Raw genomic sequence first — 23,848 nt, forward strand, 5'->3', positions numbered from 1 at the left:
TCTCCTTCCCCTCACTGACACATCCGGGAATATTTTGAAAATCCCTCTTGTTTTACATCATGAACGTGTGTAGTGTTGAGGGTTCAGCAGTAGCAAGCACTTTGGCACGGCGCTACAGCTGACATCCCAACTCGTGGATTTTTCTTTTTCTTGCGCACTCATCACAAAGAGTTCCCAGCAAGAACACTGGCGCAATACACAGCAGATGCACCGCGCATCCTCGCGTCCATTCCATCAACTCACGAGTTCATGCGCTCACTTTTTACCCGAGCGCGCCATCAAACATTCTGGCGGGCGGTCCCATAGTAGAGGCGCGCCCCTTATAAACACCTTGTGGAGAAGATAATGACTATTGCAACTTTTGAAACCCTACCCACCAACACCCCGACTGCACGCCTCGATAAGACTCGTGTGCAGGAGCTTGCGAACCACGCAGAAAACATCATCCGTGCGCATGTGCCGATGCTCGAGAATCTTTGCGACGCTGATGCTGATTTCGCGGCTCGCGTGGTTGAGGTTGAAACCGACATGGTGATGCGTGTGCTCACCCGCGGTGAAGACATGTTCATGACGGATGCTGAGAAGGATCAGTTGCGTCAAAACGTTTACGCACGTCCTTCAGTTTCGCTCTACCAGCCAGTAGAAGATAACTTCATAATCAACGTGGGTTCAGCGGCAGCAGTAAGCACCGTGAACTAAAACCATGCCGCAGGTTCGTAGAACCTAGGAGGCTATCGATAGCAAAAGGGGCGCCCGCTCATCACGAGCAGGCGCCCCTTTTGCTATCTCAAGGCCTGGGCTTTAGGGTGCCCCACCGCGAGAAATCAGCTCGCGTGCGAGCTGGCGGTAAGCATCAGCACCGGGATGGTTGGATGCGTAGGACAGAATCGGTTCTGCTGAAACAGTTGCATCGGGAAACTTCACGGTGCGTTTGATAACGGTGTCAAAGACCTTGTCACCGAACGCATCGATAATACGAGCAAGAACCTCTTTAGAGTGCAGGGTGCGGGAATCAAACATGGTTGCCAGCACCCCGTCAATCTGAAGTTTAGGGTTCAAACGCTCCTGGACCTTCTCAATGGAATCAACCAACAAAGCCACCGCACGCAGAGCAAAGAACTCGCAGATCAGCGGAATAATCACACCGTGGCTCGCCGTCAGAGCGTTAACCGTCAACAGGCCCAGTGAAGGCTGGCAGTCAATGAGAATAACGTCGTAGTCGTTCTCCACCTTACGCAGAGCCGATGCAAGTACCTGCTCGCGTGCAACCTCGTTCACCAGCTGCACTTCAGCCGCTGAAAGGTCAATGTTTGCAGGCAACAAGTCAATATTTTCAGTATCGGTTGACTGAATAACCTCGTGGATATCAACCTTGCGATCCATCATGACGTTGTAGATGGTGAGGTCGAGCTCATGAGGGTTAGCGCCAAACCCAGCTGATAACGCCCCCTGCGGATCAAAATCAACCAGCAAAACCTTGCGTCCTGTCTCAGCTAAAGCAGCACCGAGGTTAATGGTCGAGGTAGTCTTACCGACTCCACCTTTTTGGTTCACCATTGAGATGATGCGCGCCGGACCGTGCGAAGACAGCGGCGCTGGGTCTGGGTAAACGCGCAGAGGACGGCCGGTTGGGCCGAGCTGTTCGTTTCCTGCGGTATCGGTCAATGTTTTCACCTTCGAGTCTTGGAGAAAAATATCTACAGTCAGTCTATAGGGTATCGCGTCTTTACACCCCATTGGTGACGTTCACCGTCGCACATCTGAAACATTTAGCGCCTCATCAGCGGCGATTTTCGAAAGTGATGGCATAAACGAAAAGCACACAAAAGGACGCGGTACCCTCCCCTACCCGGGAGGGTACCGCGTCCTAGTAGTAAGTGTTCAGAGCTTACTTATCGAGAACGGTAATTTTGCCGTCTGATGCTCGCACAATGTTCATCTGACGAGTCGGTGATTTTTCCATAATCGCGTGATCAACGCGCTGGTCACCGTGAATCTCGTGGGCATCGCCCATTGAGGATTCATCGAACGGAAGCTTGCCGTTGAGCACCTGGTGGGCGCGTTCCACATCGAGCTCGTGGTTGAGCTTACCCATGAGAACAGTAGCCACTGCGTTACCGGTAAAGTTGGTGAGCGCACGTGCTTCTGACATAAAGCGGTCGATACCAACGATCAAGCCCACGCCGTCGATGAGGTCGGGGCGGTGCGACTGCAGACCTGCCGCAAGCGTCGCAATACCCGCGCCAGAAACACCTGCTGCGCCCTTCGACGCAATGATCATGAAGACCAGCAGTGAAACCTGCTCGCCCAGAGCAAGAGGCTTACCCATTGCTTCAGCAACGAACAGTGATGCCATGGTCAGGTAGATCGCGGTGCCGTCCAAGTTGAAGGAGTAACCGGTGGGCACAACGATGCCTGCAACGGGCTTTGAAACACCGAGGTGTTCCATCTTTGCAATCAAACGGGGCAAAGCAGCTTCTGATGATGAAGTGGAGAAAATCAGCAGGTATTCGCGCGCCAGGTACTTCATGAGCTTGAAGATATTGAAACCTGCACCGACCTTGAGGACGCCGCCGAGGATGATAGCGATAAAGAGAATACAGGTGATGTAGAAGGCAACCATGAGTACCAGCATCGAACCAATAGCTTTAATACCGGTTGAACCAACAACGCCTGCAATAGCGCCGAACGCACCTAAGGGAGCAACCCACATAATCATCATGAGCAAACGGAAAATGAGAGCCTGCGCGTAGGTGAGGAACTTCAGAATCGGTTTACCGGTATCGCCCATTTTCTGCAGAGCAAAACCGGTGAGCAAAGCGACAAAGAGCGTCTGCAAAATATTGCCTGCAGTCAATGATGACAGCAGAGAAACAGGGATAATACCGAGCAAGAAATCAACAGTGGGGTTACCGGTAGATTTAGTATCCCCGCCATGGCCAGCTGCAGCAGGAGGCTCGTAGCCGGTGGGTTGGTAGTGGAGGTTGTGACCGGGTTCAATCAGGTTACCCACGACTAGACCGATAGCGAGCGCAAAGGTAGACATGAGGATGAAGTAGCCCAGCGCCATACCGCCAACGCGTCCCACCGTTGCTGCCTTAGCAATTGAGCCAACGCCCAGAACAATGGTGCAGAAAATGACCGGCGCGATCATCATCTTAATGAGGTTAATAAAGGCGGTACCAATGGGTGTCAGCGCTTTACCAAGATCAGGAGCAACCAGACCAACGATGCAACCCAAGATAACCGCGATAATCACGGAAACGTAGAGCATGTGGGTGGGATCTTTGTACCACGGCTTGTGCGCGGTAGCAGTTGAATTCATGTGTGCTCCTTCCAGCATGACGAACAGGTAAGTCGTGTGCGCGTATTTACACATGGTTGTGCAAATCACTTACTGTATTCGAAAAATTGTAAAGTCTCGCACATTCATTTAGTCACCCAGACCCTAACTGTGTCTTTTTATTACCTTAACTTTTACCGCCTTAACTACCGGGACGGATAAAAAATACCACCGGGGCTGTATGCCTGATTCGGCCGTGTTGAAGGGGATAAAAATGCGGGCACTTGCAGAAGTACCCGCATCCTTAAGGCTTACTCGGTTTATTCGAAGGTCATCAGAAGATCCAGCATCTGCGGGTCACGGTGGTCAGGTCCGCCGTTGCCGGTCTCGCGCTTGTCAATAGCATTGATTGCAGCTACTTCATCGCTAGACAGTTCGAAGTCCCAGATGTTGAAGTTTTCCTGCAAACGGTGAGCATGAACCGACTTCACAACGGCAGATACACCGGTCTGCACCAGCCAGCGCAGGATCACCTGGGGAACCGATTTGCCGTACTTACCTGCGATACCTGCGAGAACAGCATCCTCAAACAAAGCAGGGTTCCCCTGCCCCAACGGTGACCACGCCTGCAAAGTGGTACCGTACTTTGCAGAAAGTTCACGAATGTCTGCCTGCTGGTCATAAGGGTTAATGCGACGCTGATTGATTGCCGGAGCAACCTTGGTGAACTGAGCCAAATCGTAGAAACGATCCGGGTAGAAGTTAGAAACGCCTATAGCGCGAATCTTCCCTTCATCGTAAAGCTCCTCCATTGCACGCCAAGCACCGTAATAGTCGTTGAACGGCTGGTGAATAAGGTAAAGATCCAGGTATTCCAGGCCTAGATTTTCAAGCGACACTTCGAAGGCTTTCTTGGTGGACTCATAACCATGATCTTTAAACCAGAGCTTAGTGGTGACAAAAAGGTCTTCACGAGGAACATCGAGCTCAGCAAGCGCAGCACCCAGCGCTTTCTCGTTGTAATAACGGGATGCGGTGTCGATCAGGCGGTAGCCAGCATCAACCGTTGCAGGCACAGCTTCACGCACCTCTTCGTCAGACATCTGAAAAACGCCAAGACCAAGAGCTGGCATTTTCACGCCATTGTTGAGTTCGAAATAAGTCTGTTCGGCCATGATTTTCTCCTTATGCTTCAGGAATAGGAAATGAAAAGTCTTCAAAGGTCATGTCTACGGGTTCAGGCCCGCCACGCTTACCGGTATCGAGGGCATCGATAGCTCCCAGCTCTTCTTCGGTCAGTTCGAAATCGAAAACATCGAAGTTTTCTTCAATGCGAGAAGGCTTGACTGATTTGGGGATAACCTGGCGTCCTTCGTGCAGATGCCAGCGAAGCATCACTTGAGCAGGCGTCTTACCGTACTTCGTAGCAATCCCACCGATGGTTTCGTTGTCCAGGGTGCTGGGTAGACCGTTCTCAAAGCCGGGGTAAAACGGAATACCGCCGATGGGCGACCAGCACTGAGTTAAGATGCCGTATTTTTTATTGGTATTTACTACATCGCGTTGTTGAAAGTAAGGATGCACTTCAATCTGGTTGACTGCTGGAACGGTATCGGTCTGCTCTATCAGATTTTCAAGGTGTTCTGACATGAAGTTTGAAACGCCGATTGCACGAACTTTGCCGTCTGCCAAAAGCTTTTCAAGTGCCTTGTAAGCTTGAACAGTACGATCAAACCCCGTCGGAACTGCCTGGTGCAAAATCAGAAGATTGATGTGGTCGACACCAAGCTTCGTTACCGATTTCTCGAAAGCATGCAGGGTCTCTTCATAGCCGTAGTCGGTAATCTACACTTTGGTTTCGATAAAGATTTCTTCGCGCGGAATACCGGAGCGGCGGATGCCTTCTCCCACGCCAGCTTCATTCATTTATGCGGCTGCCGTATCGATGTGACGGTATCCAGATTTAAGAGCGTGTTCAACAGCCTCAGCAGTTTCTTCTGGCGGGGTCTGGAAGACACCCAGGCCCAAAACCGGCATTTTTACACTGTTATTTAGTTCAAAAAACATTTGTTCAGTCATGATGCTTTCTCCCTCTAAACCTTGTCACTGATACTTACTTGTTCTTGACATCCACGAATGAAAATTCGAAGGTTCCCAGCTTGAGCACTTTATCGCCGATATTTTCAGCGCTGGCAAGTCCAAGAGCGCTCATAGTATGGACGCCACCCGTCGCGTTGATAATAATGTCAGCAGATTTCGTCGCATCGGCGAAGGTTGCTACTTCAATGGTGGAGTGATTCTTATACCATTCGCTGAAGCTAACGGGGTCAAGCTGGCTGGTTTCGGTACTAGCTTTTGTTTTCTCAGGGTTACGAGTGCCGATGACAACGCTGTGCCCCACCTCAACTAATTTTTCAGAAAGTGCTTGGCCGACCATTTTTGAACCGAGTACTGCGATTTTCCTTGTTACCTTCCCACATTTATCCGGACTTACCATGTCCACTCCATCGGTGTAGCACTATACGGACACGATTTATCCATTTATGGCATAATCATCTGTATGACTAAAGCATCACCACGCAAGACATCACAAGAAAAGCCGCTCCGCAAGGACGCCGCCAGCAACCGCGTCCTCATCGTTGAGGCAGCTAAACGAGTGTTTTCCGAACACGGATTTTCTGCAACACTTCATGATGTCGCCAAAGAAGCTGGTGTGGGAGTCGGCACCGTCTACCGCCGTTTTGCAAATAAACAAGAACTCATGCAAGAAATCTACGAAGAGCAGATTGAAGAACTGCTCGGCATTCTGCACACGGCACTTGCTTTTGAAAATTCGTGGGAATGCTTGGTGCACTACCTGGAGAATGCAACTAGAATCCAGGTACGCGATCGCGGTATGGCACAAATTATTTCAGGACAAGACATGAGTTCCGAGGTCTTTGCATCTTCAAAGAACCGCATCGCTCCCCTGGTCAACCAAGTAATTGAGCGAGGAATCCAGGACGGTGTCGTGCGTGCGGATGCCCAGGGCACCGACCTTATCTTCATTCAAGTGGGGCTTATCAATATCGCCCGTTTAGTTGGCTCTAACCGTGCAGAGCATAAACCTGACACCAGCGAGCTATACCGCCGCTATTTGTGGTTAGCATTAGAGTCTTTACGAAAGCATCGCCCAACAGATTTACCGTTGCCGGTTCCGGCACTCACCACAGAAGAAACTCATCTCATTTTCTCCCATCATGATTAAGTACTAACCCCGCGAAATTCGCTGAATACTGCTGTTTGCAGAAGCTCATTACCCTTTTGCACAGCAAGAATTCCTATGTCCCAGAAAAGTTAGACGCTGGTAAAATAGTACTAATGAAGTTTCTGAATAATATGACGCCGTCAACTGACTTGACGTATTCTGATGTTTTCATGGTTCCCTCCCGCTCTAACGTGGGTTCTCGTATGGGTGTTGACCTCGCAACCAACGATGGCACCGGTACAACTATTCCGCTCGTCGTAGCGAACATGACCGCTGTCGCCGGTCGCCGTATGGCTGAGACTGTTGCCCGCCGCGGGGGCATTGCGATTATCCCTCAAGATATTCCCACCGAAATCGTGGTTGAAACCATTGAAAAGGTGAAGTCTTCTCACCTGATTTTTGATACTCCTATTACAGTGCGTCCGCACCATACAGCGGGCTACACCAAGCATTTAATGCCCAAGCGGTCCCACGGTGCCGCAATCGTCGTGAACGACGCAAACGAGCCCGTTGGTATTGTCACTCGCAAAGATCTTCGCGGCGTCGACAATTTTGATCAGGTGGGCGACATTATGTCTACTGCCCTAGTGACGTTGTCCGATACGGTGGATGCACGCGAAGCTTTTGAGCGCTTGCACGAGACCTCACGCAAGATCGCCCCTGTGGTTGATTCCAGCGGCAAGCTCGTGGGTGTCTTAACCCGAAAAGGCGCGCTACGCGCTAGCTTGTACGCTCCAGCAACCGACGCGAACGGTAAACTTCGTGTAGGCGCGGCAGTTGGTATTAACGGCGATATCCAGACGCGCGCTAAAACTCTGATCGACGCCGGTGTTGATGTGCTTGTTGTAGACACCGCGCACGGTCACCAAGAATCGATGATTGAGGCTCTCAAGAAGGTTCGCGCTCTCAACCCTGACATCCCTATCGCCGCAGGTAACGTGGTCACTGCCGATGGCGTCCGCGATCTTGCTGAAGCCGGCGCTGACATCATCAAGGTCGGTGTTGGTCCCGGTGCAATGTGCACCACCCGTATGCAGACCGGTGTAGGACGCCCGCAGTTCTCAGCCGTACTCGAATGCGCAGCGGCCGCACGTGAACTCGGTCTTCATGTGTGGGCCGATGGTGGCGTCAAAGATCCCCGCGATGTTGCCTTGGCACTAGCTGCTGGTGCATCCAACGTCATGATTGGCTCATGGTTTGCTGGTACTTATGAGTCACCCGGCGATATCCTGCAGGATTCCGATGGACGCGAGTACAAAGAGTCCTTTGGTATGGCATCGCGTCGTGCGGTCAAGAACCGCAACTCCAAGACTGAGGCATTTGAAAAGGCACGTCGTGAGATGTTTGAAGAAGGTATTTCTTCAGCTCGCATCTACCTGCCTGAGAATGCTGGCGGTGTTGAGGATCAGATTGACAGCATTATCTCCGGTGTCCGCTCGTCATTCACTTACGCGGGTGCATCCAGCATCAACGAGTTCTTTGAGCGCGCAACCGTTGGCATTCAGTCGGCGGCAGGTTACGCTGAAGGTCAGCCGCGAGCTACGCGTTAGGCGTGTTTGATATAAGAAAAACTGCCGGTGTGCTCTATAGAGCACACCGGCAGTTTCTGTATCTCACCGGTAAGAAATTTATCGAGCTCTAGGATGCGCCATTACAAAGACCTCACGCAAGGTTTCAGCCGTAACCTTGGTGTAGATCTGAGTGGTATTGACAGATGCGTGTCCCAAAAGCTCTTGCACCACCCGAATGTCCGCCCCACCTTCAAGAAGGTGCGTTGCAAAAGAATGACGCAAAGTATGCGGTGAAATTTCCTCGGTAAGTTGCGCCCTGTCGCAAGCCTTTTTCAGAATCAGCCACGCGCCCTGTCGGGTGAGGCGTCCACCCCGAGAATTTAGAAATAGCGCGGGGGTTCCCTTACCGCGGGCAGCGAGTTCTGGGCGAGCGCGCACAACATAGTCTTCAATAGCTTTAACCGCGTATGAGCCAACGGGCACAATGCGTTCTTTATTTCCTTTACCGAACAACCGTACGACTGCGGGCACAGGCGAATGCGAGTCTTTGGCAGAATGTGAAAGATCGTCCAGGTCAACGTTAATAACCTCAGAAATGCGGGCACCGGTTGAGTATAGAAACTCTAAAATGGCTTTATCGCGCAGCCCGGCCGCCGATGACACATCGGGGGCGGCAAGCAGACGTTCAACGTGAGCAAGAGGAATAGCTTTCGGAAGCCGCTGAGCCGGCGAAGGTGGCGAAACCGCCGCTGCCGGATCGGTAGTTGTTACTTTTTCGACCAGCCAGAACTTATGAGCACCGCGCACCGCAACCAGTACCCGAGCCACACTACGCACGCTTAGCCCCTGATGCTCGCCGTCCCCCGTAGCTAGCGACTGGGCAAAGTCACGAACGTGCTTTTTAGTGACCGTGCGGGCATCAATGATACCGACGCTTGAAAGGTACCCCCGGTACCGCTGTAGATCGCGGGTGTACGATTCAACGGTATTTTGCGCTAAACCGCGCTCAATGACGAGATGCTGAAGATACTTCTCGATACTCAGTGCAAGAGGTGTCTGCTCAGTTTTCTCGCGCTGCGTAGCAGATGCCTGGGCTACCAGATCCGGTGACTTACTCATGTGCTTTAGCTCAGGGACCCGCGGAAATCGCCGTCTCGTAGGTAAGGATGCGCGGGCCAGGGAGCGTCCGCAGGCTTGTTGCCCACGGTGCCGCGATGAAGAGCCGCATAGGTCGCCAAGATAGCCTGATTAGCGCTGGGGCTGTGCAAACGCGCGTTGAGTACAGCATCCACAGCCTCATCTAAATCGAACCAGCGCATAATAATCTCGGCCTCTTCGCCTTCGCGCTCAATCTTTTGATCATGCGGAATTTCAGTGATGCCGCGTGCCAGATACATACGGTTAGCTTCTGCCGAACAACCGGGGCTGTTATGGTATTCCATCAGCAGATCCCACTGTTCAGCCTGTAAATCTGTCTCTTCAGCAAGCTCTCGCTGAGCAGCATCCAGCGGCGCTTCGCCCTCAATATCGAGCATGCCCGCAGGAATCTCCCACAGGTTCATACCCACCGGCTGTCGGTACTGGTTAATCAACAGAATCTGGTTTTTGTCGTTGAGAACCGAGATGCACACAGCCCCGGGATGAGTAATGAAGTCGCGTCCCAAAGCCTCGCCGTCTTCTGTTAGTGAAAAATATTCACGAACAACGTCCCAGATAAAACCCTCAAATTTGGTCTCATGCGAGCGCACAAACCGCGGATTCACGACGTCTGCAAGCTGCTTTTGGTGAGTTGCTTCAGCGTGCGCGTCGATGCGAGGTGCGGTGCCGGTCTTTGCTGTTACTTGCTGTTTCATACTTTTATACTCCCCTAGTATTTGTTCTCTGTTAACTCTAGTCTGTGGCGGGCGCCGGCAAAAATAAGGGTGAGACGTATTGCTGTTCACCCTTGCGACTGCCAAAAAGGACGCCGGTGTGCGGCGCCCTTAGTGGTTGGGGTGAATAGGTTCTTCTATCAGAAATATGGTGGTTTCGGTTAGCTGTCTGCGATCGGTGGCAGCAGAAAGCTGACCGAATCCCCCATATTTCTAACAGCGTTTTAGATGAGCGATTACCCTTACTTCATCGGTGCAGGTGGTTTCGGTGCACCTGCGGGAGGTGCCAGCTTGGCAAACTTTTTCTGCTGTGTTGGAGTAGCTGCGGTGGGCGCTGAGCTAGTGGCGGTGGCAGAGACGCGACGCGGCGCCGGATCCCAGCGACCATCCACAAATTTCTTCTGCACGACCATAGCAGCTGCCAGAAGAACAAGCCCAATACCAGCAATCAGAATAGTTCCTACAAACAGCCCTGCTTTAGCTGAGTAACCAATCAGAATACCGAACCAGCCAAAGTCAGCATCGCCAAAGGTTGTGTTTGCATCGCCGAAGGAGCCAAGCACCTTCATCAGAAGCGCCGGTAAGAAGGTCACCAGCAAGCCGTTGGCAAAAGCACCAGCGATTGCACCGCGTCGACCGCCCGTTGCGTTACCGTAGACACCTGCCGCGCCACCGGTAAAGAAGTGCGGCACAAGTCCAGGCAGAATTAGCGCCAGGCCAAAGATCGGGCCAAAGACAGTGCCGAGCAATAGCAGCCCAATCAGACCACCCACAAAACTTGAGATAAAGCCGATTAGCACTGCGTTTTGTGCGTAAGGAAAGACGATGGGCGCGTCCAAAGCGGGAATAGCACCGGGCACGACCTTTGCGGCGATGCCTTGAAAAGCAGGTACAAGCTCACCCAAAATGGTGCGTACACCAAAGAGAATAATGGCAACCGAAATACCAAACTGCAGACCCTGAGTTACAGCTTTCATGAGGTAGTTGCCGATGCCCGTGGCAGCTCCCGCGCCGGTAGCATCCGCGAACGATAGGAAAGCGGCCTCTGCACCGGAGCGTACCAAGAACATGATGGCAACCACTAGGTACATGAGAACCATAGAAAGTGCGGTAGCCACCATGGAATCTCGCAAAAAGCGCAGCCCCTCAGGCACTTTGATATCTTCGGTGGAACGGCTCTTACCTTTGGGATCCACCCAGCGTCCAACAGTTCCCGATACCACGTAGCCTGCGGTGCCAAAATGGCCAATAGCGATGCTGTCATCACCAGTAATTTTGCGGGTCCAGGGGTGGGCTAAGGCAGGTAGAGCAACCATTAAGATGCCTAGCAAAACTGCTCCAAGGCCAACGACTAAAGCGGTGGGCAGGTGTGCTGATGCGAGGACGATAGTGATTAGTGTTGCCATAAAAAGCAGGTGGTGTCCGGTAAGAAATACGTACCGCAAGTTGGTAAAGCGCGCCAAAATAATGACCACGACAAAACCCAAAATCATGAGCCATGAGACCTGCGCACCGAACTGTTCTTGGGCGATACCGACAATAGCTTCGTTAGTCGGTACGACGCCTTGAACACCGAGTGCCCCCTCAATCATGAGTCCAAGGGGTGCTAGGGATTGGACGACCAGCCCTGCACCTGCGCCGATGAGTAAGAAACCCAGCGTTGCTTTGACGGCACCACCCAGTACCTGACCGGTATTTTTGCGCAATGCAGCCAGCCCGATGGCGGTGATGATGCCGATGAGAAATGCGGGAACGGAAAGGATCTCGTTCACCAGAAACTCTGCAATAGAAACTAGAGGATTCATTGAAGTTCCAAAAAGTAAAAATGTTTATACGTCGTAGAGTTCGCGCAGTGCCGCATCAATTTCTGCCTGTGAGGTGAAATCGTTGATGACGCGAACAGGCACGTCAACTTCGCCGAGGGTTTTGGCAATTTCACCTGAAGTAAGAATGAAGTCTGCGTCGCTGGATTTGCCGCGGGCTGAGATAGTGTCGGTGGCTTCAACAGTGAGATAGGGCGACCACCCCCAGTAATCCAGTACCTGCTCTAAGGTGTTTTTGAGAAAGAGACTGGTTCCTAGCCCGTTGCCGCATACGGTGAGAACAAGGTTCTTTCCGGTACGAGTTTCTGCGGCGGTGCTACCGGATGCGAGCGCTTGAGATTCCGAGGACGCTGTGGCTTTTCCGTCCCGGGCCTCAGATGTCTCAGAGCGAATGTGAGCGTCGAAAACCGCCAGAATTTCATCTGCGGTGAGTGCTTTTTCAAGTGCTGTGCGCTTGTCTGTATTGGAAAGTACCTTGGCTAACTGAGCAAGAGCAGCTTGATGTTGATCGGCATTTGTCGCAGCAAGTGCCATTACTAAAGTGACGGGGTCGTTATTCGGGTGACCGAATTTCACCGGTTCTTGCAAACGCACCAGGGACATTCCGGTCGCTGTCACTGAGTTATCGGGGCGGGCATGAGCAAAAGCAAATCCCGGCGCAATGACAATGTAAGGGCCGTGCCGGTCCACGGAATCTATCATCGCTTGGGTGTAGCTAGGTCCGGCTATCTTCCTGTTCTCTAAAATCGTCCCGGCGCGGCGGATCGAGTCTTGCCAGGTACGTTCGTCAATTCCTAGCTCAATAGCGTCTTTGCTGAGTAGGTCACGTATATCAGACATGGTGATACCTTCGTTGGTTCGTGTCTTTTTAGACCTAGTGAGCCTAACACGGTTTGGGGGCTAACAGATAAGGTGGATCACACCTTACCGAACAGTTATTTCATTCTTAGCTGTTGGCTAGATAAGCGCTCGCTCCATCATTTCACCTAGCCAAAGTGCTAAAGTGTCGTATTCAGGGCGGGTGACGATAGTGATACCGACGGGTAAGCCAGCGGTCGTAAAGCCCACGGGTATCTGGACGCTGGGTGAGCCGGTGTTTGCACTGATATCGGCTGCCGCAGTGCCCGCCCAGTTTTTACTGGCGGTCTCAGCAGATGTCGCAAAAACCAAAAAATCTACCTGGTTTTCTGCGAGATATTCGCTGAATCGATGCTTGTTATCAGCTGTTTTACGCTTATTAGCATCGATGGTTGAAGCGTCGTATTCAGCATCGTGGGAGCGCCAATTCGCCACGGTTTCGTCGCTAAGAGTGCTCTTTTTCAGGGTTTGGACGCAGGTAGGAATCGTGTTCTGGTCAGGTGCTCGAAAAGAGGTATTGTGTAGGTAGCCATCGATACCGTGGGTGATGCCGGTGAAGTCGCTTCCTGAAAAGTGATGGGCAAAGTCGATGCGGGTTAGTTCAGGCAGCTCTTGATGTCCTGCCTGAATATTTTCAAACAAAAGAGTGGCTGCCCGTTCAACTAATTGACGAACTTCTGCCTTATCCTGTCGGTGTTGGGTTCTCGGTGCACCAACAGTTTCAAACGGCCAGGTCAAAAACGTTCCCGTTAACCCCGTCGTTTTAATGTCTTGGTTGCCTAGCGCTGGATTCAGCAGCCGAGCAACCGTGCAAGTATCATGGGCTGTTGAAGCAATAACTCCCACGGCGTCCTGAGCAGCAGACAGCGGAATAACGCCATCGGTACTGACGCTTCCGTGGGTTGGACGAAAGCCTACTAAGGATGCGTGTGCCGCCGGTCCTGTGATGGATCCGCAAGTGTCGGTGCCCAGCGCAAACGGGGCGTATCCGGCGGCAACAGCCACTGCGCTACCGCCGCTTGATCCCGAGGCACTCAACAAGGAATCAAAAAAATTACCAGTCGTTCCGCCCACAGTGAAGTGGGTAAAAGTACCATGCCAAGCGTACTCCGAGGTGTTAGCAGTGGCAAGCACAATAGCACCGGCCTCTCTCAAGACTCTCACAGCGTCAGAATCATAGGTCGGCTGCATTTTTGCCAGGGACAAGTTACCCGATGAATTCGGCAATTCGGAGGTACCGATGTTCGCTTTCACGATGAACGGCACACCGGCAAGAGGCCCTATCTGCTTCCCCTGAGCAAGACGCTCGTCGATAGCTCCTGCCTGCACCAACGCGTCCTTATTGATATCAATAATTGCGTTAAACCTGCGCGATACATCGAAATCTTTTATTCGTTGCAGGCACTCCTGCACCAGGCTGAGGGAAGATCGTTCCCCTTCAGCAATCTCTTGAGCGGGTTCGTTTAGCCCTGTGCCCGCCCAACTACTTGGGGGCAATAGGGGCAGGTATCGCGGTGGGAATCACGTTATTTTCAGGCACTTTACAGCTGACCGGCGTCCTTGAGTAGCTCGCGTGCATGCTCCTGGGCAGAGGCAGACTGGTCATGGCCAGAAAGCATACGAGCAAGCTCAACAACTCGCTGTTCAGTAGATAGCACCTCAACCTTGGATTGAGAGGCGTCATCATTCTTTAGTACAAGAACATGGTGGTCAGCGAATGCCGCCACCTGTGGCAGGTGAGTTACTACGAGCACCTGCACGTGCTGCGCGAGTATTGCAAGACGACGCCCGATTTCAATAGCTGCTTTACCGCCTACGCCTGAGTCCACTTCGTCGAAGATAAAGGTGGGAACGGGGTCAACTTCAGCCAGCACGACCTCAAGAGCCAGCATCACGCGAGAGAGCTCACCACCGGATGCGCCTTTGCCCAGCGGACGCGGCACAGCGTTCTTGTGCGGTGCAAGCATAAAAGTTACGGTGTCTTTGCCGTGTGCTCCGAACTTTTCGGTCTGCTCAACCTCTACCACCAAGGACGCGTTGGGCATGGCAAGGGCTGTCAGCTCGTCAGAGACAGCCGCCGCTAGTTTCTTCGCGGCTTTGATGCGTAACTGGTAGAGTTCATCAGCCTGTTGGGTGAGATTCTCCCGCAATTCGCGTAGTTCACTCTCGAGTTCCTCGTTACGCGCGGGGTCATCGGAGAGTTGCTCTAGGCGCATCCGAGATTCTTCTGCCCACTCTAGAACCTCTGCAATATCTGCACCGTATTTACGGGTCAGCCCTTTGAGCTGTGCGCGGCGAGCTTCCACTTCAGCCAGACGTTCTGGTCCTTCACTGTCTAGCGATGCGGTGTAGCTACTGATTTCTTCGACGATATCAGTAATGTTGATGAGCGCCTCGTTCAGGCGGTTAGCGATGGTTTTGAGGTCGTCATCAGCGTCTGCCTCATTCAGAATTGCGGATCGCGCAACGTCTAAAAGCCCTAAAACGTTAGATTCGGTTCCGTCTGCGTACTCGTGCCCAGCCAGGGCTGCCGAGGCTGTCGTTGCCGCAATTCGCAGTGATTCCACGTTGGCGAGCTTTTGACTTTCTGCCTGCAAGCTCGTGTCTTCACCTTCAGCAGGGTTGACGCTATCGATTTCGGCGAGCGCCCCTTGCAGTGTCTGAGCCTCTAAAGCGCGGGCACGTGAATTTTCACGTACTTCTTTGAGTTCCGCGGCAGCTTCACGGTAGCGGTCATAGTTTTTTCGGTATTTTTTGAGGACGCGTGCAAGCTTGTCACCGGCGTAGGAGTCCAGTGCATGACGCTGTTCTGATGATGATTTCAGTCGGAGCTGGTCAGATTGTCCGTGCACAGCAACGAGGCTGTGACCGATTTCTGACAGTGTACCGATGGGCGCGGATGCTCCACCCACGTGCGCGCGGGAACGTCCAGTTGAATTCACAGTGCGTGCCAGCAGCAGTTCAGCACCGTTCTCGTCCTCAAATTCTTCAATGAGCCCGCCAGCATCTTCGGCAAGGGCGATGGCTCGATGGTCTTTGGGCAGGCGAATCACAGCCTCAGCGAGCGCGCTTTTAGCGCCGTTGCGCACTGAGGACGCGTCGCTTCTGGCACCGAGCAACATGCCAAGAGCAGTCACCACCATGGTTTTACCGGCACCGGTTTCACCGGTTAGCACCGAAAAACCGGGTTCAAGCGGTAGGCGGGCATCGTTGATAACGCCTAGATCGCGTAGATGAATTTCTTCAATCATTAGTTTTCCTCGATGCTTGTTGATGATGGTGAGGCATTACTTGGCCCGCGCCACCCCGTGGTCGGGAGCTCAAATTTACGAACAAGTCGTTCAGAGAACGGCGCAGGATGCATACGTGCCAGTCGTACGGGCTTACGTGAGCGCACGATTTCTACGCGAGTGCCAGGTTTGAGGTCGCGGGTGCGGCGGCCATCGCACCACAGAACACCGCCGACGCGGTTATGCGGCAAGATTTCTACGGCCATCATAGAACTTGGAGCTGTGACCAGGGGACGAGCAAACAAAGCATGAGCACTCAGAGGCACCAGAAGCATCGCATCTACAGTCGGCCACACAACCGGTCCGCCACCTGAAAAAGCGTATGCGGTTGACCCTGTAGGGGTTGCAAATACCACGCCGTCGCATCCAAAGGTAGAAAGCGGACGCCTATCAACTTCGATAGCAACTTCGAGCATCTTTTCGCGGTTGCCTTTTTCGACGCTGGCTTCGTTTAACGCCCAGTCAGTGAGAATCTTACGGTGGCCTTCCCACACATGAACGTCAATCGCCATACGCTCTTCAACGGTATATTTCTCGTTGACAATGTTTTCTACTGTTTCGGTGAGATCATATTCTTCAGCCTCGGCCAAGAATCCTACGTGCCCCAGGTTGACGCCAACCAGCGGAATATCAGTGTGTCGAATCTTCTCAGCAGCACGTAAGATAGAGCCGTCACCACCAAGAACTATGCCCAACTCGATATCTACAAGGGCTACTGTTTCACTCACGACCTCTACGGGAACGCAGTTATCCCAGCCAGACTGCAAAATCGCTAAGTCTTCTCGTTCCATGACCGGTATTAGTCCGGCCTCAACCAGTTGACGGCATACTGTTCGGGCTGCGTCACGAGCGTCTTCACGCCCCGTGTGCGCAAAGACCAAAATTTTACGTCTCATAAAGCATCCCTTACCGGTAAGATTCTCGTTAAGATCTGGGCTAATCCTTTACTAGGCTATTGCACTGCGCTGTTGTTTTTATGGATTTTTACTTACGAAACCACATAAAGAATTCGACATTGCCATCTTGTCCGGGCAGCGGAGATTCTTTAACAGCTTGCAGAGTCAGCCCGTGTTCAGTTGCCGATGCCGCTACCTTATCAACCGCTTGCTGATGTGCTTGCGGGTCGGTGACTACTCCACCGCGGCCGATCTGGTGTTTACCCACTTCGAACTGAGGTTTAACCATAAGAACCAAATCAGCACCTACTCGCGCAGAGTCAGAAAGAGCCTCCATGACGAGGGTGAGCGAGATAAACGAGAGATCAGAAACAACGAGCTCGGCTTCTCCCCCGATATCCCCCGGACGCATGTAACGTACGTTCATGCCTTCGTGGACGTCTACACGTTCATCTTCGCGAATACTTTGGACGAGCTGGTCATGTCCGACGTCAACGGCGACGACGCGTTGCGCCCCGCGCCGCAAAAGCACATCGGTAAACCCGCCGGTTGACGCGCCTGCGTCCAAACAGCGTTTGCCTGAAACTTCGATCTCGTCAAAGGCATCCAGTGCCCCCGCAAGTTTATGTCCGGCGCGGCTCACGTACTGGGTAATTTCGCTGTGTAAGACCTGCACATCATCAGTAGCTGATACCTTGTGCGAGGGTTTGGTAATCATCGCACCGTTCACTTGCACGCTACCTTCTTCAATCAGCTTGACAGCAATAGTGCGTGAACGCACTAGCCCGTTAAGAGCTAGGTACTTATCAATACGTTCCATGCGTGTTTCTTTCACGGTGAGATTAAAGGCGGTCACACTCTAGAGTGACCGCCCTTAGTTATATGCTTTTCTTTTACCGAAGATCCTCGCGAAGGTCTTCTGCCGTTTGGTCTAGTCTGGAGAGCCTTTCGATAGGATCCAAAGCCAGGATCGCTTCAAGTTCTTTCTCGAAATCTTTGAGCTCTTGGCCTTCGAGCGGTTCTGGGTTAGTCACGAGAAATATTTTCTGGTAGAACGGGCAATTCGTTATCGGGGTTTTGAGCCCACCAAGCGGCAGTAGCTGCGCGCCACCCATCGACGTCGTTTTCTGCAAAAATATTCAGGCTCTTACCGTCCACTTCAGCACGCGCGTCCGCACAGGTAGCGGTAAAACCGTTATCTGTTTTTTCTACAGACACCTGCGGGTACTCCTCAAAGAATCCGTCTAGCGTTTCGATGATATAGGTCGGACGCTCAGCAGGTACTGCAGAGAGCACGCTCTCATAGGTTTCAACGCCCGTCATGACCAGTGCCGTTGCCATGTGAGCGCGATTGCCGCCCAAAATGTCGGTGTCAAGTCGGTCACCCACCACAACGGGTGAAGAACTTTTCAGGGCTTTTGCAGCCGTCTCAAAGATAGGTGATTCTGGTTTACCCGCCACCAGAGGAGAACGCTTAGTAGCTGTTGCTACAGCGTTGACTAACGTACCGTTGCCCGGGGCGATACCGCGCTCTTTAGGGATTGTAAAGTCCGTGTTGGACGCCACCCACAGAACGTCGGCATCTGAAAGGGTGTAAGCAGCCTCTGCTAGGTTTTCCCATACCATCTTGGGGTTGAACCCCTGCACGACGGCTACAGGGGCCTCTGCCTGTGACCAGACGGGGGTTAGACCTGCAGCCTCTACACAGTCGGCCAGTGCCTGCGCACCGGTAATCAGGACGCGAGCCCCCGGCTCAAGGCGCTGAGCTAGAAGCTCCGCAGCAGCTTGGGCAGAGCTCACCACGTGATCAGCGTCAGTTTTGACTCCCAGCTCGATCAGGTGTTGAGCCACGGCGTCTACGCTTCGCGAAGCATTGTTCGTCACGAATGCTACCGGGGTGCCTTCTTCTTGTGCGCGGTTGAGCGCTTCGGGTGCACCTTCGATAGCGTAGGGACCAGCGTAGACAACGCCGTCTAGGTCAGACAGAATGGCATCGTGTGCAAAGAGCAACATTATGCTTAGTTCTTTCCTTCTTCGTTTTCTACAACGGTGAGGCGGTCTTCGGCAGCGTCTTCATCCGTATAAGAAAGAGCTTCCAGTACCTCAGGTTCGAGAGTGATGTCGTCGTCTACCGAGGAATCCTCAGTAATTTCTGATGTTCTTTCTTCTGAAGAGGGGTTCTCGGTATTCTCAGTGGGCTGTTCGGCTTCAACCTCTTTTTCTGATTCCTCGGACAAGTCTACGAACTTCTCTTCGGGCTCAAGCAGTTCCTGCTCGGTGAAGATATCGAAGATTTCAGGTTCAATGAAGTCGCCCTGTCCCAGTGCTGCTTCAGTCATCACTGCCAAGCGCATCCAGCTCTGTGCCTCTTTGCGGCGACCAGCTTCAGTGAGCAGATCTGCATAAGCGCTGAAGAGGCGGGGGCTGTATTCAAAACCGCGTTTTTTGTTAAGCTCTGGAATCTCTAATGCCTTGAGCGCTCCGTCAAGGTCTCCTGCATCATGTTTGATGCCTGATACTACGAGAGATACTTCTACGCGTGTGGCTGGTTGCAGCTCATCGTTGAGAGCTTCTTCCGCTAGTTCTAGAGCCTTTTCGATACGTCCTAGAGCGCGCTCATTATCGATTAGTAGAGCGATGTGCTCATTTGATCCCGAGATACGTCGATGTGTACGCAGTTCGCGCAGGGACATCTCAAAGTCTTCTGCTACGTATGCGGCGATGCCCGCTGCTTCTCGGACTGCAGCGATGCGTCCAGCGCGCTTGGTGGCGTACTTTGCGTGTTCGAGAGCGAACTGAGGGTCGATTTCGAGGTAGCGGCCAGCCATTACCAGGTGTTTAGCCACTGCTTCAGAATTTTGAGATTCAAGTGCACGTAGCTGGCGGAGAGTTGAGCCGTCTAGTTCTTTACCTGTTACGTCGGTATCGATATCGGGGCCAGTGACCTTCACAGGAGGTGTGTATGAGCCGTCTTCATGTTTTGTTCCACGACGCGCATTGTTACCTTCTCCGCCTCGGCGACGGCCGCCGAAACGCTTATCTTCGTTGTGGGAGGTGCGCGCGTTCTTGTTGAACTTACGGTCGTTGTTGTCACCACGTTTACCGGCGTAACCGTCGCGATCGTTGCGACGGCGGTCGCGGTTCTCGTCGCGGTTGCCGAAAGAAGAGCGTTCTGATCGTTTTTTGAATCCGTTGCGTGAATTGTTGGATCCAAAATTCTTCTTGGAATCTCGACGCGAGTATTCAGCCAAAGGTGCTCCTCTATTGAGTTTATGTTTGGGCGGCTCTACTGCTGTAGAGCAAAGGCAATTAGGCTCTATTTTATACGTAGTTTGAGGACGCGAGAAAGCCCTGGTTTGAAACTGGGATGCGGTTTTAGGCACACTCGCCGGTGTTATGTAGCAGCAAGACCTTTGTTGAAGGAAAACAATAGGTCCTACAACAGTAGTTGTAGGACCTATACGCTAGGATTTTTGGCGTAGCGAAAGTGTTGTTAAATGAAAAAAGACTGCCCGATAGGACAGTCTAAGTTCATATTAATAAAAAACCCGCGGTGACCTACTCTCCCACACCCTCCAAAGTGCAGTACCATCAGCGCAAAGAGCCTTAACTACTGGGTTCGGGATGGAACCAGGTGTTTCCCTCTCGCTATAACCACGGAAAACCTAACAAACCCCAAAACAACAGGGCAGCGGGATTATTACCCGAAAACCGCATAGTGGACGCAACAACAACCAAACAACTATTCATACCAACCACCAAAAAATGATTGAAAAGTAAGCCTTCGACCTATTAGTACCAGTCAACTCCACACCTCTTCAGTCGGCGCTTCCATACCTGGCCTATCAACCCCATCATCTATAGGAAGTCTCACACAGCACAACACTGCCAGGAAATCTCATCTCGAAACAGGCTTCCCGCTTAGATGCTTTCAGCGGTTATCCCTCCCGAACGTAGCCAATCAGCCATGCACCTGGCGGTACAACTGACATACCAGAGGTTCGTCCGTCCCGGTCCTCTCGTACTAAGGACAGCCTTTCTCAAATTTCCAACGCACGCAGCGGATAGGGACCGAACTGTCTCACGACGTTCTGAACCCAGCTCGCGTACCGCTTTAATGGGCGAACAGCCCAACCCTTGGGACCAACTCCAGCCCCAGGATGCGACGAGCCGACATCGAGGTGCCAAACCATGCCGTCGATATGGACTCTTGGGCAAGATCAGCCTGTTATCCCCGAGGTACCTTTTATCCGTTGAGCGACGGCCATTCCACAATGTACCGCCGGATCACTAGTCCCGACTTTCGTCCCTGCTCGACCTGCCAGTCTCACAGTCAAGCTCCCTTGTGCACTTACACTCAACACCTGATTGCCAACCAGGCTGAGGGAACCTTTGGGCGCCTCCGTTACTCTTTAGGAGGCAACCGCCCCAGTTAAACTACCCATCAGGCACTGTCCCTGAACCAGATCATGGCCCGAAGTTAGACATCCAGAATGACCAGAGTGGTATTTCAACAACGACTCCACGAACACTAGCGTGCCCGCTTCAACATCTCCCACCTATCCTACACAAGCCACACCGAACGCCAATACCAAACTATAGTAAAGGTCACGGGGTCTTTCCGTCCTGCTGCGCGTAACGAGCATCTTTACTCGTACTGCAATTTCGCCGAGTTCATGGTTGAGACAGTAGGGAAGTCGTTACTCCATTCGTGCAGGTCGGAACTTACCCGACAAGGAATTTCGCTACCTTAGGATGGTTATAGTTACCACCGCCGTTTACTGGGGCTTAAATTCTCAGCTTCGCACATAAATGCTAACCAATCCTCTTAACCTTCCAGCACCGGGCAGGAGTCAGTCCGTATACATCGTCTTACGACTTCGCACGGACCTGTGTTTTTGATAAACAGTCGCTTCCCCCTGGTCTCTGCGACCCATACACGCTCCAAGCAGCAAGTGCCCTTCACGCTCAAGGTCCCCCTTCTCCCGAAGTTACGGGGGCATTTTGCCGAGTTCCTTAACCATGATTCTCTCGATCGCCTTAGTATTCTCTACCTGATCACCTGTGTCGGTTTAGGGTACGGGCAACTAGAACCTCACGCCGATGCTTTTCTCGACAGCATAGGATCACCAAATCCCCCACAAACGGGGTCCCATCACATCTCAGGCAAACACGGCCGCATTTAACAAACCGATACCCTACATGCTTAGACCACGACAACCATCGCGTGGCTTGGCTACCTTCCTGCGTCACACCTGTTAATACGCTTACCGCCACAAATCGGGTCCCACAACCCACGATAAGCTCCCCTTGAAAAACAAGAGGTTACAAACCGCTTCGCATGGTTAGCATCAAAGTCTTGGTATGGACGGTTCTTCGTCGGTACGGGAATATCAACCCGTTATCCATCGACTACGCCTGTCGGCCTCGCCTTAGGCCCCGACTAACCCAGGGCAGATTAGCTTGACCCTGGAACCCTTGATCATCCGGCGCACGGGTTTCTCACCCGTGATTCGCTACTCATGCCTGCATTCTCACTCGCATACCCTCCACCACTGGTTTACACCGCAGCTTCACCGGATACACGACGCTCCCCTACCCAACATACAAAACGTACATTGCCATAACTTCGGTGGTGTACTTGAGCCCCGCTACATTATCGGCGCAGAATCACTTGACCAGTGAGCTATTACGCACTCTTTCAAGGATGGCTGCTTCTAAGCCAACCTCCTGGTTGTCTAAGCAACTCCACATCCTTTCCCACTTAGCACACGCTTAGGGACCTTAGTTGATGGTCTGGGCTGTTTCCCTCTCGACAATGAAGCTTATCCCCCACTGTCTCACTGCTACACTCTCACTTACCGGCATTCGGAGTTTGGCTGACGTCAGTAACCCTGTGGGGCCCATCGGCCATCCAGTAGCTCTACCTCCGGCAAGAAACATGTAACGCTGCACCTAAATGCATTTCGGGGAGAACCAGCTATCACAGAGTTTGATTGGCCTTTCACCCCTATCCACAGCTCATCCCCTCCATTTTCAACTGAAGTGGGTTCGGTCCTCCACCACGTCTTACCGTAGCTTCAACCTGGCCATGGATAGATCACTCCGCTTCGGGTCTAGATCCTGCCACTCAAACGCCCTATTCAGACTCGCTTTCGCTACGGCTACCCCACACGGGTTAACCTCGCGACAGAACACTAACTCGCAGGCTCATTCTTCAAAAGGCACGCTGTCACCCCAAAAGGCTCCAACGGCTTGTAAGCACACGGTTTCAGGTACTATTTCACTCCCCTCCCGGGGTACTTTTCACCATTCCCTCACGGTACTGATCCGCTATCGGTCATCAGGAAGTATTTAGACTTACCAGGTGGTCCTGGCAGATTCACACGAAATTCCACGAGCTCCGTGCTACTCGGGTGGTCACACATGCGGCGTGCCAAATTTCAGGTACGGGACTCTCACCCTCTCCGGCCGTCCATCCCAAGACGTTCCCCTATCCAACACAACATCACAACAGCAGCCAGTTAGAACTGCAACGGTAACTCCCACAACCCCCATGATGCAACGCCTAACCGCTATCACACACCACAGGTTTAGTCTCATCCGCTTTCGCTCGCCACTACTCACAGAATCATTACTTTATTTTCTCTTCCAGCAGGTACTGAGATGTTTCACTTCCCCGCGTTCCCCCCAACCAGCCTATACATTCAACTGGTGGTAACTAATATCACTACTAGCCAGGTTTCCCCATTCGGAAATCCTCGAATCAACGTCCTGTTATCGACTCCCCGAGGCTTATCGCAGATTCACACGTCCTTCATCGGCTCCTGATGCCAAGGCATCCACCGTGTGCCCTTAATGACTTACAAAACACACAAATAATCAAAGAATAAAATCTAAGTTGTTACAAAATCATGAAAACACCAAACAAACAATAAAAATCATTCGCTCACAGTTTCCAGAAGATGCTCGCGTCCACTATACAGTTCTCAAACAACAACCCACACACACAACTCAAAACAACCACCAACGATCATTCATCATCACGCGCCAGGCAAACAACAGGATA

General features: G+C 52.3%; 18 protein-coding genes, 2 rRNA genes and 1 pseudogene. 3 read left to right on the forward strand and 18 right to left on the reverse strand.

The window, feature by feature from the left end; all coding sequences use genetic code 11:
* The first annotated feature begins 345 nt into the window (after positions 1–345).
* Positions 346–699 (forward strand): hypothetical protein, encoded by a 354-nt coding sequence (locus tag IDM49_RS07860; RefSeq protein WP_168615186.1) that lies wholly within the window; start codon positions 346–348, stop codon positions 697–699.
* 102 nt (positions 700–801) lie between these two features.
* Here the strand turns inward: IDM49_RS07860 and IDM49_RS07865 are convergent, their stop codons facing one another.
* From IDM49_RS07865 to IDM49_RS07885, 5 genes and pseudogenes are all read right to left on the reverse strand, one after another.
* On the reverse strand, positions 802–1,674 hold the full coding sequence (locus IDM49_RS07865) for a ParA family protein (protein ID WP_403214025.1): 873 nt from the start codon (positions 1,672–1,674) through the stop codon (positions 802–804).
* A 214-nt stretch (positions 1,675–1,888) separates the two neighbouring features.
* Positions 1,889–3,325 carry a cation:dicarboxylate symporter family transporter gene (locus IDM49_RS07870; protein ID WP_190724107.1) on the reverse strand — a complete coding sequence of 479 codons (1,437 nt, stop codon included), beginning with the start codon at positions 3,323–3,325 and terminating at the stop codon, positions 1,889–1,891.
* A gap of 278 nt (positions 3,326–3,603) precedes the next feature.
* The gene (locus IDM49_RS07875) at positions 3,604–4,458 is read right to left on the reverse strand and encodes an aldo/keto reductase (RefSeq protein WP_190724108.1); all 855 of its coding nucleotides are present in this window, start codon (positions 4,456–4,458) and stop codon (positions 3,604–3,606) included.
* A 10-nt stretch (positions 4,459–4,468) separates the two neighbouring features.
* Positions 4,469–5,350, reverse strand: a pseudogene (locus IDM49_RS07880) (aldo/keto reductase).
* Between the two features lie 46 nt (positions 5,351–5,396).
* Positions 5,397–5,780, reverse strand: coding sequence for an NAD(P)-binding domain-containing protein (locus IDM49_RS07885; RefSeq protein ID WP_190724109.1), 384 nt, complete (start codon positions 5,778–5,780; stop codon positions 5,397–5,399).
* A gap of 63 nt (positions 5,781–5,843) precedes the next feature.
* Between IDM49_RS07885 and IDM49_RS07890 the strand changes: the two genes are divergently transcribed.
* Both IDM49_RS07890 and IDM49_RS07895 read left to right on the forward strand, forming a co-directional pair.
* A complete protein-coding gene (locus IDM49_RS07890) occupies positions 5,844–6,530 on the forward strand; it encodes a TetR/AcrR family transcriptional regulator (protein WP_190724110.1) in 687 nt (228 codons plus the stop codon).
* Positions 6,531–6,643: 113 nt separating this feature from the next.
* Complete coding sequence (locus tag IDM49_RS07895) at positions 6,644–8,080, forward strand: GuaB1 family IMP dehydrogenase-related protein (RefSeq protein WP_190724111.1); 1,437 nt, start codon at positions 6,644–6,646, stop codon at positions 8,078–8,080.
* Between the two features lie 78 nt (positions 8,081–8,158).
* Here the strand turns inward: IDM49_RS07895 and xerD are convergent, their stop codons facing one another.
* The 13 genes from xerD to IDM49_RS07960 form a co-directional block, all read right to left on the reverse strand.
* Positions 8,159–9,160 carry a site-specific tyrosine recombinase XerD gene (gene xerD, locus IDM49_RS07900; protein WP_190724112.1) on the reverse strand — a complete coding sequence of 334 codons (1,002 nt, stop codon included), beginning with the start codon at positions 9,158–9,160 and terminating at the stop codon, positions 8,159–8,161.
* 5 nt (positions 9,161–9,165) lie between these two features.
* Complete coding sequence (locus IDM49_RS07905; protein ID WP_190724113.1) at positions 9,166–9,894, reverse strand: NUDIX domain-containing protein; 729 nt, start codon at positions 9,892–9,894, stop codon at positions 9,166–9,168.
* A gap of 260 nt (positions 9,895–10,154) precedes the next feature.
* Complete coding sequence (locus IDM49_RS07910; RefSeq protein ID WP_190724114.1) at positions 10,155–11,717, reverse strand: PTS ascorbate transporter subunit IIC; 1,563 nt, start codon at positions 11,715–11,717, stop codon at positions 10,155–10,157.
* A gap of 24 nt (positions 11,718–11,741) precedes the next feature.
* Positions 11,742–12,575, reverse strand: a complete 834-nt coding sequence (locus IDM49_RS07915) for a PTS sugar transporter subunit IIA (RefSeq protein ID WP_190724115.1) — start codon at positions 12,573–12,575, stop codon at positions 11,742–11,744.
* 117 nt (positions 12,576–12,692) lie between these two features.
* Positions 12,693–14,090: an amidase gene (locus tag IDM49_RS07920; RefSeq protein ID WP_190724116.1), complete on the reverse strand. Its 1,398-nt coding sequence runs from the start codon at positions 14,088–14,090 to the stop codon at positions 12,693–12,695.
* A 44-nt stretch (positions 14,091–14,134) separates the two neighbouring features.
* On the reverse strand, positions 14,135–15,844 hold the full coding sequence (gene recN / locus IDM49_RS07925) for a DNA repair protein RecN (RefSeq protein ID WP_190724117.1): 1,710 nt from the start codon (positions 15,842–15,844) through the stop codon (positions 14,135–14,137).
* Positions 15,844–16,779: an NAD kinase gene (locus IDM49_RS07930; RefSeq protein WP_190724118.1), complete on the reverse strand. Its 936-nt coding sequence runs from the start codon at positions 16,777–16,779 to the stop codon at positions 15,844–15,846. The genes recN and IDM49_RS07930 overlap by 1 nt, the downstream gene beginning before the upstream one ends.
* An 88-nt stretch (positions 16,780–16,867) precedes the next feature.
* Entirely contained in the window at positions 16,868–17,599 is a 732-nt protein-coding gene (locus tag IDM49_RS07935; protein WP_190724119.1) for a TlyA family RNA methyltransferase, read from the reverse strand.
* A gap of 73 nt (positions 17,600–17,672) precedes the next feature.
* Positions 17,673–17,813 (reverse strand): GTPase, encoded by a 141-nt coding sequence (locus IDM49_RS07940; protein WP_210729662.1) that lies wholly within the window; start codon positions 17,811–17,813, stop codon positions 17,673–17,675.
* A complete protein-coding gene (locus IDM49_RS07945; RefSeq protein WP_190724120.1) occupies positions 17,806–18,792 on the reverse strand; it encodes an HAD-IIA family hydrolase in 987 nt (328 codons plus the stop codon). The genes IDM49_RS07940 and IDM49_RS07945 overlap by 8 nt, the downstream gene beginning before the upstream one ends.
* A 5-nt stretch (positions 18,793–18,797) precedes the next feature.
* The gene (locus tag IDM49_RS07950; protein WP_190724121.1) at positions 18,798–20,030 is read right to left on the reverse strand and encodes a tetratricopeptide repeat protein; all 1,233 of its coding nucleotides are present in this window, start codon (positions 20,028–20,030) and stop codon (positions 18,798–18,800) included.
* A gap of 294 nt (positions 20,031–20,324) precedes the next feature.
* Positions 20,325–20,441, reverse strand: a 5S ribosomal RNA gene (rrf, locus tag IDM49_RS07955).
* A gap of 110 nt (positions 20,442–20,551) precedes the next feature.
* Positions 20,552–23,648: ribosomal RNA gene (locus tag IDM49_RS07960) — 23S ribosomal RNA — on the reverse strand.
* Positions 23,649–23,848: the final 200 nt, after the last annotated feature.

This window comes from Rothia terrae (genome assembly GCF_014705925.2).
In the GTDB taxonomy this organism is placed as follows: domain Bacteria; phylum Actinomycetota; class Actinomycetes; order Actinomycetales; family Micrococcaceae; genus Rothia; species Rothia terrae.